The organism is Pseudomonas zhanjiangensis, assembly GCF_041027545.1.
GTDB classification, from domain to species: domain Bacteria; phylum Pseudomonadota; class Gammaproteobacteria; order Pseudomonadales; family Pseudomonadaceae; genus Aquipseudomonas; species Aquipseudomonas zhanjiangensis.
Map to the genome: position 1 here is coordinate 177489 of NZ_JBFTEG010000006.1, position 14921 is coordinate 192409.

A 14921-nucleotide genomic window follows, 5' to 3' on the forward strand; every position below is an offset into this window, starting at 1 on the left:
GTAATCGCGCCGTCATTTCCCATTCCTGCCGCACCGAAGCGGCGCAGCACCCTGCACATGAAGGTCACGCGCCGCGGTGTTGACTGCGCCAAGGCTCAGGCCTACGGCAAGGGATACAGCCGCTCGTCGAACAGCTCCAGGCGCGGAAACGCCAGGGGTTGATCCCGCTCAATCTCGCTCAAGCGCCGCTGGTAGGCGACCAGAAAGTCCTGACGCGCCTCGTGGCTGATATAGGGCACGTGCCAGGCGACGAAGGGCGGCAGCACGTCCAGGCCGACATAGGCCAGGGTGCCGCGCAGCAACGGTCGCAGCATGTCCTCCAGCGGGCCGTGGATCGCCCCCTCGCCGAACATGTGCTCGCGCCCGCCCAGGGTCAGGCTCACCAGCGCCTTCTTGCCGACCAGGCCGCCCTGGTCGTAGAAGCGCTTGCCGCCGTAGCAGACGCCGGAGACCAGCACCCGGTCGATCCAGCCCTTGAGGATGGCCGGCACCGAGAACCAGTACAGCGGGAAGTTGAGGATCAGCAGGTCGGCCCACAGCAGCTTGTCCAGCTCGCCCTGGATATCGGCGGCCAGGCTGCCGTGCTTCGCCCCCAGGCGCTGCTCCAGGGCGTAGACCAGGTAGTCCGGGTCCTGCCGCTCGGCGAAGTCGGCGGCGCTGGCCACCGGGTTCCAGTGCATCGCGTAGAGGTCGGAGACCTGCACCTGGTGGCCCTGACCCTGCAGAGTCTCGCGCGCCAGGTCACAGAGGGCGCTGGTGAAGGATCGCGGTTCGGGGTGGGCGTGGACGATCAGTACGTTCATTGTGCGTTGCTCACTTAGGTTCAGATCTGGATGGCCTTGGTCTCGACAAACTCGTGCAGCCCCTCTTCGCCCCACTCGCGGCCGTTGCCGGACTGCTTGTAGCCGCCGAAGGGCGCGCGGTAGTTGAAGGCCGCGCCGTTGAGGAAGCACTGGCCGGCACGCAGCCGCCGGGCCAGGGCCAGGGAGCGTTCGCGGCTGGCGGTCCAGACCGCGCTGGACAGGCCGAACGGCGAGTCGTTGGCGAGGGCGACCGCCTGGTCCTCGTCGCGGTAGGGAATCAGGCACAGCACCGGGCCGAAGATTTCCTCCTGGGCGATGCGCATGCGGTTGTCCACATCGGCGAACAGGGTCGGGCGCTGGTAGTAGCCACGCTCGAACTCGGCTGGCGGTTCGGCGCCGCCACAGAGCAGGCGCGCGCCCTCCTCCTGGCCGAGGCGGATATAGTCCTGCACCGTGCGCCGCTGGCCGGCCGAGCACATGGGGCCGAGGAAGCTCGCCGGGTCCTGCGGGTCGCCCAGGCGCAATGCCTCGGTTTCGGCCACCGCCAGCTCCAGCGCCTCGGCGTAGCGGCTGGCCGGCAGCAGCAGGCGGGTCAAGGCGGTGCAGGTCTGCCCGGAGTTGATCATCACGTCCTGCACGCCATGGCGCACGGCGGCGGCCAGGTCGGCATCGGCGCCGATGATGAACGGCGACTTGCCGCCCAGCTCCAGGCACACGCGCTTGACCGTCGGCGCGGCGGCCTGGGCGACCCGCACGCCGGCGCCGGTGGAGCCGGTGAAGGAGACCATGTCCACCTCGGGATGCCTTGCCAGCGCCTCGCCGACCCGGGCGCCGGGCCCGCTGACCAGGTTGAACACGCCGGCCGGCAGGCCGCTGGCCTGGACCATCTCGGCCAGCAGGAAGGCATGCAGTGGAGTTTCCTGGCTCGGCTTGACCACCACCGTGCAGCCGGCCGCCAGGGCCGGGGCGAGCTTGCCGATCAGCTGGTGCAGCGGGTAGTTCCACGGGTTGATGAAGGCGCACACCCCCACCGCCTCGCGCACCACCAGCGAGTTGCCGACCTCGCGCACCTCATCCATCAGCGCGGCCAGCTCGGCGTAGCTGCGCAGGCCCTCGATCGGCCCCTCGACCTGCACCGGGCGGCACCACTGCACCGGCATGCCCAGCTCGGCGGTGATCAGCGCGGCCATCCCCTCGGCACGCGCCTCGAGCTGTTCGGCCAGGGCGCGGATATAACCGGCGCGCACGCTGGCCGGGGTGCGCGACCAGGGCCCGAAGGCGCGCCGCGCCGCCTGCACCGCGCGCTCGACGTCACGCTCGTCGCCCAGGGGCACGCGGCCGATCACCTGCTCCGTGGCCGGGTCGAGCACCTCGGCCAGGCCGCTGCCGGAGGGCGCGCGCCACTGGCCGTCGATGAACAGCTGGCGATGCTCATGCATGGCAGCGCTCCTCCACCAGTTCGCCGGCGCAGCGGGCGATGCGCCGGCAGGCCTCGGCCAGCGGCGCGCTGCCGAGCACCAGGCCGACGCGGATGTGCCCGGCGGCGCTGGGACCGAAGGCCTCGCCGGCCAGCACCGAGACGCCATGACGCTCCAGCAGGCGCTCGGCGAAGGCCTGGGCGGAAAGGCCGGTGGCGCGGATGTCGACCATCACGAACATGCCACCGTCGGGCTTGAGCGCACGCAGGCCGGGGCAGTCTTCGAGAGTCGCGCAGACCAGGTCGCGGCGCTGGCGGTAGGCCTCGCGCATCGCCTCCAGCTCCGGCAGCCGCGCCTCCAGGGCCACGCAGGCGGCGTCCTGGATGAAGTCGGGCAGGCCGTAGAGCATGCACAGGGCGAGGTTCTCCAGGTGCCCGGCCAGCTCGCGCGGGGCCACCACCCAGCCCAGGCGCCAGCCGGTCATGGCGTGGGACTTGGACAGGCTGTTGAGGGTGACGGTGCGCTCGGCCATGCCCGGCAGGCTGGCCGGGCTGATGTGCTCGCCCTCGAACAACAGCTCGCTGTACACCTCGTCGGAGATCAGCCACAGGTCGTGGTCGATGCACAGCGCCGCCAGCGCCTCCCAGGTGGCCCGCGGCAGGCTGGCGCCGGACGGGTTGTGCGGACTGTTCAGGGCCAGGGCGCGGGTGCGCGGGGTGATGGCCGCAGCGACGTCGGCAGCCTGCAGGCGGAAGCCGAACTTTGCACGCAGCGGCACCGGCACCAGCTTGGCCCCGCAGGCGCCGAACACCGCCTCGTAGGTCACGTACATCGGTTCGGGCACGATGATCTCGTCACCGGCGTCGAGCAGGCACTGGGCCACGCTGAACAGGCCGCACTGGGCGCCCGGCAGCACCACCACCTGCTCGGCGTCCACCGCCTGGCCGCTACGCTGATGGTGGCGGGCGGCGATGCGCTGACGCAGCTCGCGCTTGCCGCGCACCTCCGAATAGTGGGTGTGGCCGCTCAGCAGGCTGTCGATGGCGGCCTGGATGATCGGCTGCGGGGTGTCGAAGTCGGGGTCGCCGACCGACAGCAGGAGGATGTCCTCGCCGCGGGCCTGGCGCTCCAGGGCGCGGTAGTGGATGGTCCAGGCGGCGGCGCCGTCGCCGGCAATTCGTTGGGTCAGGGCGGAATAGCGCATACAGGTCTCCTCGCTGCGCCTCACAGGGCGCAGGCGTGCTTGAGTTCGATCAGGGTCACGCCCGGGTGGGCGAAGCCGGCCCGCAGGTCGTGCTCCAGAGCATCCAGGCTCTGCGGCTGGCGCACGGCGCAGCCGAAGGCGCCGGCCAGGGCGGCGAAGTCCGGGTTACGGGGCATCACGCCGACCGGCTCGATGTCCAGGCCGAGCATGTCGTCGCGGATCTGCCCCAGGGCGTCGTTGTTCCACAGCAGCACCACCAGCGGGCTGTCCAGTTCCTCCACCGCGGTGGCCAGCTCCTGGGCGGTGTAGAGGAAGCCGCCGTCGCCGACCAGCACCAGGCCGGGGCGCTGCGGCGCGCCCAGCTTGGCGCCGATGCCCGCCGGCAGGCCGTAGCCGAGGGTGCCGTAGCCGGTGGGGTGCAGCCAGCTGCGCGGCGCCCGGCTGGCGAACAGGTAGTTGCCGCTGTAGGCCAGCTGGGTCATGTCGGTGCTGATGAAGGCGTCGTCCGGCAGCACGGCAGCAATGCGCGCCAGGATTGCCTGGTGGATGCGCTGCAGCGGCGCCTGGCCACCCTCGATGGCCGCCTTGAGGCTGGCCACCGAATCGACGGCCGCCGCATCGACGGCGGCGGCCGCCTCGCGCGCCTGCTCCGGCAGGCGCTGCAGCAGGGCCGCCAGACTCTGGCGCGCATCGCCCTGCAGGGCCACCGCGCAGGGGTAGAAGTCGTTGAACTTTCGCGCATCGATATCCACGCGGATCAGCTCGCCGGAGATCGGCAGGCGCTCGCGCCAGAAGTCGGTGTCGGCCAGCTCGGTGCCGACCGCCAGGACCACATCGGCCTGCCCGATCAGCTGCCAGCCGGGCTCGACGCACAGGGTGGCGCCGGCGTGCAGCGGATGCTGCGGCGCCAGCAGACCCTTGCCGGCGACGCTGGTGAACAGCGGCGCGGCCAGCCGTTCGGCCAGCGCCTGCAGCTGCGGGCCGGCCTCCAGGGCGCCGCCGCCGGCGATGATCATCGGCCGCCTGGCGCCCATGAGCTTGCCCGCCGCCTGCTGCAGCGCCTCGCCACCGGGCAGTCCGCGACCGGGCCGACGGCGCACCTCGGCGCTCCAGTCGCGCGCCACCGGCGCCGCCAGCACGTCCAGCGGCACCGAGATATGCACCGGCCGCGGCCGCTCGCCGTCGAACACGGCGAAGGCGCGGGCGATCAGCTGCGGCAGGTCCTCGGCGCTCAGCGCCAGGGCCGAGAAGGCGGTGATGGGCGCGGTCATCGCGCGCTGGTCCTGGGTCTCGTGCAGGCAGCCCCAGCCCTTGCCCAGGCTGGCCGTGTGGTTGACGCTGGAAATCACCAGCAAGGGGATGGAATCGGCATGGGCCTGGCCGATGGCGGTGGCGGCGTTGGTCACCCCCGGGCCGGTGATGACGAAGCACACCCCGGGCTTGCCGGTGACCCGCGCATAGCCGTCGGCCATGAAGCCGGCGCCCTGCTCGTGGCGGGTCAGCACGTGGCGGATGCCGCTGCCGGGCAAGCCGCGATACAGCTCCAGGGTGTGCACGCCGGGAATGCCGAACACGGTGTCGACGCCGTAGTTGGCCAGCAGGCGCACCAGCGCCTGGCCCCCGGTCAGGGTCTTGTCAGCTTGCATGATTGTCTCCTCGGTCCTGGCCCAGGCGGATCAGCGCATCCACCGCCACGCAGCCCTGGGCATTGACCAGCAATGGGTTGACGTCCAGCTCCAGCAGGCGCTCGGCGTGTTCGCAGGCGTAGTCCGCCACCGCCCGGATGGCCCGCACCAGGGCCTCCAGGTCGACCGCCGGGCGGCCGCGGAAGCCCTGCAGCAGCGGCGCGCTGCGCAGGCTCAGCAGTGCCTCGCGGATCGCCGCATCGGTGGTCGGCAGCAGCAGGCTGCGGCTGTCCTTGAGCAGCTCGACGAGGATGCCGCCGGCGCCGAGCACCAGGGCCAGGGCGAAGCCGTTCTCGCGCTTGATGCCGACGATCAGCTCGGCCAGCGGCGCCGGCGCCATGGCCTCCAGCAGCACCTGGTCGAAACGCACCTGGGGCGCGTACCGGGCCAGGCTGGCGCGCATGTCGTCGAGCGCCGCCTGCAGTGCGGCCTCGTTGCGCAGGTTGAGGGCCACCCCGCCGACCTCGGTCTTGTGCGGCAGCGCGCTGCTGAGCGCCTTGAGCACCAGCGGGTAGCCGATGTCCTGCGCCGCCTGCAACGCCTGCCCCGGCGTGCTCAGGCAGCCCCGGGGCAGCGGCAGGCCGAACCCGCCCAGGGCCTGCTTGGCCTGCCACTCGTCCAGCAGCTGCTCGCCAGCGGCCAGCGGCCGCGGGCACAGCGGCACCAGCGCCGACTCGCCGCGGGCCAGCAGCGCCTCACGGCGCTGGCGGTAGTGGGCGATCCGGCCCCAGGCCGCCAGACCGTCCTCCACGCCCTGCAGCGCGGCCACGCCGCGGGCGTGCAGGTAGTCGCGGGCGCTGGCCGGCAGCAGCTCGGGGAACGCCGAGGTGACCAGGCCGCTCTTGCCATGATGTTGCAGCGCATCGCAGAACAGCTGCAGCAACAGGTCGCACTGCGGCCGCTCGCCGCTGGCCTGGTCGGGGTAGTCGAGCACCAGCAGGGCGGCATCGGCCTGGCTGTTGAGGCTGTTGTCGAGCATCGCCTGCAGCGCCGTGGCGTCGCCCCAGATGGCGGTGGTGAAGTCCAGCGGGTTGGTGATGTTGGCGTAATCGGGCAGCACGCCGGCCAGCGCGGCGCGCTGGCCGTCCTCCAGCCCCAGCAGGGGCAGGTCGTTGCGCTCGGCGTAGTCGGCGATCAGGCCGGCGTCGCCCCCGGAGCAGGCCAGCGCGGTCAGGCTCGGTCCCGCCGGCAGCTTGCCGCAGGCGGCGGCCTTGAGGGTCTCCATGAAGCTCACCGGGCCGCTCACGCGGATCACCCCGAGGCGCTCGAACAGCGCGTCGTAGAGGGCGTCGGAACCGGCCAGGGAGCTGGTGTGGCTGAGCGCCAGTTCGGCGCCGATCTGCGACACCCCGGTCTTCAGGGCGATCAGCGGGATGCCCTTCTCCAGCGCCTTGTGCGCGGCGCGGGCGAAGCCCGGCACGTTCTTCAGGCCCTCCAGGTGCAGGCCGATGGCGGTGACCCGCGGCTCGTCGAGCAGCACGTCCATCAGCTCGGCCACGCCGAGCTGGGCCTGGTTGCCCACCGAGGCCATGTAGGCCACCGGCAGCGAGCGGTCGCTCATCGACAGGTTGTAGGCGAAGTTGCCGCTCTGGGTCAGCACCGCCACGCCCTTGTCCACCTGGCGCCCGCCATGGGCCACTGGCCACAGGGCGGCGCCGTGCAGGTAGTCGAGCAGGCCGTAGCAGTTGGGCCCGAGCAGCGCCATCTCGCCGGCGGCTTGCAGCAGACGGCGCTGCAGGGCTTCACCCTCGGCGCCGGTCTCGGCGAAGCCGGAGGCGTAGCAGATGGCCCCACCGGCGCCCTTGGCAGCCAGCTCGGCGACCGCCTGCAGCGTGAGTTCCTTGTTGGTGGCGATAAAGGTCGCGTCAGGGCCTTCCGGCAGCTCGGCGACGCTGGCGACGCAGGGCACGCCTTCCAGCTCGGCGTGCTGCGGGTTGACCAGCCACAGCGGCCCGGCGAAGCCGCCGGCGGCGCAGCGCTTGAGGGCGCGGGCCATGCTGCGCCCGCCGATGAAGGCCAGGTGCCGCGGCGCCAGCAGGCGCTTGAGGTTGTCGCGTTGGCTCATGGTGATCTCCTCAGCTCAGCAGCGGCCGCAGCAGCTCGCGGGAAATGATGTGGCGCTGGATTTCCGAGGTGCCCTCCCAGATCCGCTCGATCCGCGCGTTGCGCCAGATGCGTTCGACCGGCCCCTCGTCCATCAGGCCCATGCCGCCGAAGATCTGCACGGTCTCGTCGGCCACCTTGCCCAGCACTTCGCTGGCCAGCAGCTTGGCCATGCCGGCGTCGCCGTCGGTCATGCTGCCCTGATCCATCTTCCAGGCGGTGTGCAGGGTCATCAGCTCGGCGGCGCGGATCTGCGTGGCCATGTCGGCCAGCTTGAACGACACGCCCTGGTAGCTGCCGATGGCCTGGCCGAACTGCTTGCGGTCCGCCGACCACTGCAGGGCCAGGTCGAGGGCGCGCTGGGCCTGGCCGACGCAGTTGGCGGCGACCATCACCCGCCCGGCGGTGAGCCAGGCGTTGGCCACTTCCCAGCCCTTGTCCACCTCGCCGAGCACCTTGCTGGCCGGCACCCGGCAGTCGTCGAAGAACAGCTCGTAGGTGTGGTAGCCCTTGTTGCTCACGCACTTGGGCCCGCGCCGCACGGTCATGCCCGGGTTGCCCTTGTCGACCAGGAAGGCGGTCACCGAATTGCGCTTCTTGCCGTTGCGCTCGTAGCTGTCGGTGACGGCGAAGACGATGGCGAAGTCGGCGTGGCCGGCATGGCTGATGAAATGCTTGCTGCCGTTGAGCAGGAAGTCGTCGCCGTCACGCACCGCGCGGGTCTTGATCGAGTTGGCGTCGGAGCCGGCGCCCGGCTCGGTGAGGGCGAAGCAGTCGATCTTCTCGCCCTGGATGCACGGCAAGAGGTACTCGGCGATCTGCTCGCCCTTGCAGGCCATGAGGATCTTCGAGGGACGGGCGACGAACACCTGCAGCGCCCAGGACACCCTGGACAGCTCGCGCTCGACCAGGGCCTGGGACAGGTAGTCGAGGCCGCCGCCGCCCACCTCCTCCGGCATGTTGAAGGCGTACAGGCCAGCAGCCAGCGCCTTGCCGCGAATCTGCGCGGCCAGCTCGGGGGATACCGCGTCGGCGCGGTCGACTTCTTCCTCGTGGGGCAGCAGTTCCTTCTCGACAAAGCTGCGCACGGTGGCGACCAGCATCTCCTGCTCTTGGCTCAGTTGAAAGTTCATGGCGGGCTCCTGGGCTCAGCGGCCGATAAAGTGGGGGGTGCGTTTTTCCATGGCCGCGCGCAGCGCCTCGGCGCCGTCTTCGCTGCGTCCGCAGAGCAGGCCGGCGGCCAGCTCGGCCTCGAGCTGGGCCGCCAGGGTGCGCTGGGCGCCCTCGCGGATCAGGGTCTTGGTCTGGGCGAAGGCGAAGGTCGGCCCGGCCGCCAGGCGTGCGGCCAGCTCGCCGGCAACCGCAAGCAGCTGGTCATCGGCGCACAGCTCGCCGACCAGGCCGGCGGCCAGGGCGCGTTCGGCGCCCCAGGGCTGGTCGAGAAACAGCAGGCGCTTGGCCTGCTCGCTGCCGATCAGCCGCGGCAGGTGCCAGCTGGCGCCGGCATCCGGCGAGTAGGCCATGCTGGTGTAGCCGGCCTTGAAGCGCGCCGAGGCAGCGGCGATACGGAAGTCGCAGCACAGCGCCAGGTCCATGCCGGCGCCCAGCGCCATGCCGTTGATGGCGGCGATGGTCGGCTTGTCCAGGCTGTGCAGACGGCTCATCAGGGCATGGGCGGTCTCGGTCCAGCCGTAGCTCTCCAGCTCGCCGCGCGCTTCGGCCGCGGCCCACTCGGCCAGGTCGGCGCCGGCGCAGAAGCCCTTGCCCTGGCCGCTGAGGATCACCACGCGCACCTGGGCGCTGGCGTTCAGTTCGTTGAGCAGCGCGTGCAGGGCCTTGAGGGTGGGGATATCCAGCGCATTGCGCTGTTCCGGACGGTTCAGGGTGATCGCGGCGATGCCGCCTTCGACTTGCGTCAACAGACTCGCTTGGCTGTTCATGGGGATCCTCGTTGTTGTTGTCATGGCGTGGCCGGAAACCGGTGCCGGGCCTTGCCAATGGCTTTGATGAACAAGTGTTCAGCATCACTGAGCGCAATACTAAACACTCGTTCAGCAGTTCGGCAATCACCTTGGCTGCCCGACAGGCAAACTCATCTCATTGTTTTTATTGATATTTTTCTTTATTTACGGAGGCGCGTTACAACTTTGTACAACTGCTTACAGGGGCAAAGACAAAGGCCCGCGCGTTGCCGGGCGGGCCTTTGGCCAACGTGGGTTCGATCAGCTGGCGCTGAGCGCCGGCTCACCGGCCTGGCGCCGGGCCGGCGCCTCGGTCGACTCGGCGAGCGGCAGGATCTTGATGCAGAAGATGCCGTAGACCAGCGCGATCAGCGGGTTGATCCAGTTGAAGAAGGCGAACGGCGCGTAGGACAGCGTGGCCACCCCCAGGGTCGCGGCCATGTAAACGCCGCAGGCATTCCAGGGGATCAGCGAGGAGGTCACGGTGCCGCCGTCCTCGATGGTCCGCGACAGGTTGACCGCGGCCAGGCCGCGCAGGCGGTACTCCTCCTTCCACATCTGCCCCGGCAGCACCAGCGACAGGTACTGGTCGCCGGTCAGCACGTTGACCCCGATGCTGGTGGCCAGGGTCGCGCCGATCAGCGCGCCGACCGAATGCACGCCACGCACGATCAGGCCGAGCAGGTAGCGGATGAAGCCGATGCGCTCGAGCACCGCGGTCATCATCATCGAGCAGAACACCAGGAACGCCATGAACACCATGCCGGCCATGCCGCCGCGGCTGAGCAGGCTGTCGACCACCTCGTTGCCGCTCTGCGAGACGAAGCCGGTGGCCATCACCGTCCACAGCGCCTTGACCACCATCAGCAGGCCGGTCTGGCCGCTGCCTTCCATGAAGCGCTCGATCACCGGCGCCTGGAACAGCACCGCGAACAGGCAGGCCAGGGCGCTGCAGAGCATGATCGCCGGGAACGCCGGGACCTTGCGCACCGACAGCCCGAGCAGGGCCAGCAGCGGTATCAGGTTGTACCAGGCGATATTGAACGAATTCGCCAGCTCGGCCTTGAGCGCGCCGACATTGGAGATCGCCTCGCCCTGGACCTCGCTGGTCAGCGCCAGGATGCTGAACAACACCAGGGCGATCAGGAAGCTGGGCAGCGACACCCAGGCCATGTGGCGGATATGGGCGAACAGGTCGGAGCCCACCACCGCCGGGGCCAGGTTGGTGGTCTCCGACAGCGGCGACATCTTGTCGCCGAAATAGGCACCGGCCACCACCGCGCCAGCGGTGATTTCCGCCGACAGGCCGAAGCCGTGGGCGGTGCCCATCAGGCCCACGCCGATGGTCGCGGCGGTGGTCCAGGAGGAACCGATGCAGATCGACACGATGGCGCAGATCAGGCACGCCAGCGGGTAGAAGAATGCCGGTGACAGCAGGCTGAGGCCGGCGTACAGCAGGGTCGGCACGGTGCCGGCGAGGATGAAGGCGCCGATCAGCACGCCGATCGACAGGAAGATGAAGATCGGCCCCACCGTCTTGGCATTGGTGGCGGTGATCTCGCTTTCCAGTTCGTCCCAGCCGATGCCGTTCTTCATGCCGATCAGCGCGGCGAAGCAGCCGACCATGATCAGCGCCAGTTGCAGCGGGCCGGACATCGGGTCGTCGAACAGGCTCAGCGAGCCGGCGATCAGCGCCAGCAGGACGGCGCCTACCAGCAGCGCGTCCAGGGCGGAAAGTTTGCGGAGCTTCATTGTTGTTGTCTCCCAAGGACCAAGGTTCGATCGGGTTCAGTGCCCGATCCCGCCTCGATTATTGGCAAGCGATGTAAGCCCCCGTTGAACACCGGGAAACAAGATGTAAGAAGTGGTAACGCCGCTGTTACATCGCCGCGAGCCCGGTCTGAGCCTGCTGCGCCGCCTGCCGGGTGCCCGCCAGCAGCTCGCCGAGCGGCGCCGCGCAGGCCTGACAGGCGGCCGCATCCTGGGCCTCGGCCGCCGCCTCGAGCCGGCGCAGCAGCGCGGCCAGCGGCCGCCCGCCCAGCGTATCGCTGGCGCTGGCCAGGCGGTGTGCCTGCTCGGCGACGGCCATGAGGTCCGGCGCCTGCAGCGCCTCCAGCAGGGCGTCGCCCTGGTGCAGCGCATCCAGCAGCAGCTGCAGCAGCTGCGCGACCTTGGCCGCGCCGAGCTGCTGGCGATGCTCCTGCAGCACCCGCTCGTCGAGCAGCGCCTCGCCCGCCGCGGCAGTCTGCTGGCGGCCGAGGACGGCCAGGGCCCGGCGCAGCAGCGGCAGCTCGATTGGCTTGCCGATCACCCCCTGCATGCCCGCGTCCAGGTAGCCCTGCAGCTCGGCCGGTTGCAGGCTGGCGGTGAAGGCATAGATGGGCGTGGTGCGGTTGCGCCCGCGCGGGTCCTGGCGGATCTGCCGACACAGCTCGACGCCGCCCATGCCCGGCAGGTGCACATCGAGCAGAATCAGCTCGAATCGCCGCTGGCGGCACAGCTGCAACGCCGGCGCGGCGTCCTCCGCCAGGCTCACCCGGTGCCCCTCGCGCTCCAGCAGACCCTGGGCCACCTCGCGGTTCAGCTCGACGTCCTCGACCACCAGCACCTCCAGCGGCGCGAGCACTGGCGCCTGCGACGGCGACGCGGTCACCGCCGCCGGCACCTGTTCGAACGGCAGCCAGAGGTCGAACCAGAAGCGGCTGCCCTGGCCCTCGCGGCTGTGTAGCTGGATCTGGCTGCCCATGGCCTGCACCAGGCGCCTGCAGATCGCCAGGCCCAGGCCCGCGCCGCCATAGCGCCGGGCCACGCGCTCGTCGGCCTGGACGAAGCGCTCGAAGATCCGCGCCTGCAGCGCCTCGGCGATGCCGATGCCGTCGTCCTCGACCTGCAGGCGCAGCTGCTGGCGGCCGTCCTGCTGCGCCAGCAGCTCGACCCGCAGCTGCACCTGACCGCCCTCGGTGAACTTGATGGCGTTGGCCAGCAGGTTGGTCAGCACCTGGCGGAGGAACTGTTCGGGGCCGCGAAAATAGCCGCCCAGCTGCGGGTCGAGGTGGTGCAGCAGGCGGTTGCGATTTGCCTGGGCCCGGGGTTCGAGCAGGGTCAGCACTTCGTCGACCAGCTGGCGCAGGGAGAAGCCCACCGGCTCCAGGCTGGCCTGGCCCTCCTCCAGCTTGGCGAAGTCCAGCAGGTCGTTGAGCAGCGCCAGCAACCCCTCGCCCGCCTTGTGCAGGGCGCGCAGGCGGCGCTGGTCCTGCTCGCCCAGGGTCGCCTCGCGCAACAGCTCGGCCATACCGAGGATGCCGTTGAGCGGCGTGCGCAACTCGTGGCTCATGGTCGCCAGGAAGCGCGACTTGGCCAGGTTGGCCGCCTCGGCCTGTTCCTTGGCCTCGTGCAGGCTGGCGGTACGCCGCTCGACCATCTCCTGCAGCTCGTCCTTCTTGCCCTGCAGGGCCAGGCGATCGGCCTCGCGCCGGCGCAGGTCCTCGACGATGGCCTGGCGCATCTCGTCGAGGGCGTGGGCCACCGCGTCGATCTCGTCCTCTTCGCCGCGGGCGCGCTTGTCCAGCTGCAGCGGGCGCTGCCACTGGCCCTCGGCGAGCTGGCGGGAGAAGGCGGCCATGGCCAGCAGGTGGCGGGTGACCAGGCGGTGGAACAGCCAGGACAGGGTGATCGCCAGGCCGCAGATGAACAGGCCCATCCACAGCAGGTTGGCCAGGCCGCTGGCATACAGGCGCCGCTGTACCGCGGCCAGGTTGACGCCGATCTCCAGCGCGCCGAGCTCGCGCGGCGCCTCGTCGCTCACCTGGTAGCGCAGCGCGAAGCGACTGGTGCGCGCATCACCGGCCGGCAGGCGCTGGCCCTGCAGCAGGTCGAAGTCGGCGCTGTGCAGGCGCGCCCAGGCGATGTCGGGGAAGTCCACCAGACCGCGCAGCTGCACCTCCAGCTGGTCGCGGTTGAGGTCCCACAGGCTGCGCTCGATGCTGGCCAGGTAGCCGCTCTCGATCAGCGCCAGGCGCGCATCGATGTCCTGCATCTCGCGGCGGTACTCGAAGTACAGCTGCACGCCGCTGGCCAGCAGGGTGAAGCACAGGCTGAACAGCAATATGTAGCGCAGCAGGCGCCGCGACAGCCCGCCGGAGGGCGCCACCGCCCAGGATTTCACGGCTGCCCCGCCTGCATGGCGCGGTAGCCCTGCTCGCTCTCGCGCAGCCAGCGCTCAACCGCTCCGTCCGCCAGCAGGCGCTGCAGCTCGCGGTCGATGTCGGCCAGGCGCGCGGCCAGCGGCGAGCGTTGCGACACGGCGAAATACAGGTGGTCGACGGCCAGGGTCAGGGGCAGCACGGCGATCTGCTCGGCGCCCGGCAGGTGCTCGAGGAACAGCTGGCCGGTGCGCCGCTCATGGGCGATGAAGTCGATGCGGCCGCGAATCAGCTTGCCGAAGTTCTGCCGGTTGCTGGCCACCCACTCGACGTTGCCGTGGGCGGCGACGAAGCGGTCGAAGGCCTGGCCATAGCTCTCGCCGAACAGCAGGCCGCCGCGGTAGCCGGCCAGGTCCTCGAGGCGCTCGACCTGCAGCGGCTTGCCCCGGTTGTAGAACAGCACCACCTCTTCGCGCAGCAGCGGCACCTGGCTGAACACCAGGCTGCGCTCGCGCTCCGCCGAGCGGTAGGCGATCACCAGGTCCACCCGGCCCTCGGCGGCATCGGTCAGGCAGCGCTTCCAGTTGCCCAGCACCACCACCTCGAGCGGCAGGCCGAGACCCGCCATCACTTCGCGCACCGCCTGCGGCGCCAACCCGCGCACCGTGCCGGCGCTGTCGCTCCAGGACATCGGCGGGTAGACCGGATAGTCGCAGTAGCGCACCGTCGCGGGGGCCGTCCAGACGGGCGCCGCACCGGCCGCCCCGACCAGGCCCAGGCACAGCAGCAGGCCCAGGCACAGACGGCGGCTCATTGGCGGCTGCTGACCGCGCCGCTGAACAGGTAGCCGGCGCCATGGATGGTGATGATCAGCTGCGGATCGGCCGGGTCATCGTGCAGCTTGCGCCGCAGGCGGCCGACCAGCACGTCGATGGAGCGGTCGTTGGGCAGCCATTCGCGGTTGCGGATCTGGTCCATCAGCTGATCGCGGGTCAGGGTGTGGCCGGCGTTGCGCAGCAGGGCGCTGAGCAGCTGGAACTCGCCCTGGGTCAGCAGGCTTTCCTGGCCATCGGCGGCGACCAGCCGACGGCGGTCGACATCCAGGGTCCAGTCGCCGAAGTAGCGCATCTGCCGGACGTCCGCGCCGGCTCGCGGCGCCTGGGCGTGGCGTACCCGCCGCACCAGGTTCTTCGCCCGCGAGACCAGCTCGCGCGGGTTGAACGGCTTGACCACGTAGTCGTCGGCGCCGCACTCCAGGCCGACGATGCGGTCGATCTCGTCGTCGCGGCCGGTGATCAGGATGATGCCCACCTCCGAGCGCACCCGCAGCTCGCGGGTCAGGGTCAGGCCATCCTTGCCCGGCAGGCGGATGTCGAGCATGACCAGCTCCACCGGCCGCTGCGCCAGCAGGGCCTCGGCCTGCTCGGCCGTTTCGGCGCACTGCACGTCATAGCCGTCGCGCACCAGGTAGGAACTCAGCAGTTCCCGGATCAGCGGATCGTCGTCGACGATCAGCACGCGGGGTGTCGCCGTCATTACCTTGCCCCCGCCGCGTCGGTGCGCGGCCTGTTATTGATCTTGTGGGTTGCAGAGTCAGGTGTGGAT

Annotated in this window: 11 protein-coding genes; all 11 read right to left on the reverse strand. The window is 70.4% G+C overall.

The features are described from left to right. Window positions 1-101 precede the first annotated feature (101 nt). The gene (locus tag AB5S05_RS10170) at window positions 102-803 is read right to left on the reverse strand and encodes an NAD(P)H-dependent oxidoreductase (protein WP_369287394.1); all 702 of its coding nucleotides are present in this window, start codon (window positions 801-803) and stop codon (window positions 102-104) included. Between the two features lie 20 nt (window positions 804-823). Beyond that, complete coding sequence (locus tag AB5S05_RS10175) at window positions 824-2242, reverse strand: aldehyde dehydrogenase family protein (RefSeq protein WP_369287395.1); 1419 nt, start codon at window positions 2240-2242, stop codon at window positions 824-826. Then, complete coding sequence (locus AB5S05_RS10180; RefSeq protein WP_369287396.1) at window positions 2235-3425, reverse strand: pyridoxal phosphate-dependent aminotransferase; 1191 nt, start codon at window positions 3423-3425, stop codon at window positions 2235-2237. Before AB5S05_RS10180 ends, AB5S05_RS10175 begins: the two co-directional genes overlap by 8 nt. 20 nt (window positions 3426-3445) lie before the next feature. Next, window positions 3446-5071: a 5-guanidino-2-oxopentanoate decarboxylase gene (locus AB5S05_RS10185; protein WP_369287397.1), complete on the reverse strand. Its 1626-nt coding sequence runs from the start codon at window positions 5069-5071 to the stop codon at window positions 3446-3448. Next, a complete protein-coding gene (locus AB5S05_RS10190; RefSeq protein WP_369287398.1) occupies window positions 5061-7175 on the reverse strand; it encodes an acetate--CoA ligase family protein in 2115 nt (704 codons plus the stop codon). Before AB5S05_RS10190 ends, AB5S05_RS10185 begins: the two co-directional genes overlap by 11 nt. A 10-nt stretch (window positions 7176-7185) precedes the next feature. Next, window positions 7186-8346 (reverse strand): acyl-CoA dehydrogenase family protein, encoded by a 1161-nt coding sequence (locus tag AB5S05_RS10195; protein ID WP_369287399.1) that lies wholly within the window; start codon window positions 8344-8346, stop codon window positions 7186-7188. A gap of 15 nt (window positions 8347-8361) precedes the next feature. Beyond that, window positions 8362-9153, reverse strand: coding sequence for an enoyl-CoA hydratase/isomerase family protein (locus tag AB5S05_RS10200; RefSeq protein WP_369287400.1), 792 nt, complete (start codon window positions 9151-9153; stop codon window positions 8362-8364). A gap of 282 nt (window positions 9154-9435) precedes the next feature. Next, a complete protein-coding gene (nhaC, locus tag AB5S05_RS10205) occupies window positions 9436-10926 on the reverse strand; it encodes a Na+/H+ antiporter NhaC (protein WP_369287401.1) in 1491 nt (496 codons plus the stop codon). 127 nt (window positions 10927-11053) lie between these two features. Then, complete coding sequence (locus AB5S05_RS10210) at window positions 11054-13339, reverse strand: ATP-binding protein (protein ID WP_369287402.1); 2286 nt, start codon at window positions 13337-13339, stop codon at window positions 11054-11056. Beyond that, window positions 13336-14130 (reverse strand): substrate-binding periplasmic protein, encoded by a 795-nt coding sequence (locus tag AB5S05_RS10215; RefSeq protein ID WP_369287403.1) that lies wholly within the window; start codon window positions 14128-14130, stop codon window positions 13336-13338. Before AB5S05_RS10215 ends, AB5S05_RS10210 begins: the two co-directional genes overlap by 4 nt. Beyond that, window positions 14127-14852 carry a response regulator gene (locus tag AB5S05_RS10220; RefSeq protein ID WP_369287404.1) on the reverse strand — a complete coding sequence of 242 codons (726 nt, stop codon included), beginning with the start codon at window positions 14850-14852 and terminating at the stop codon, window positions 14127-14129. Before AB5S05_RS10220 ends, AB5S05_RS10215 begins: the two co-directional genes overlap by 4 nt. Window positions 14853-14921: the final 69 nt, after the last annotated feature.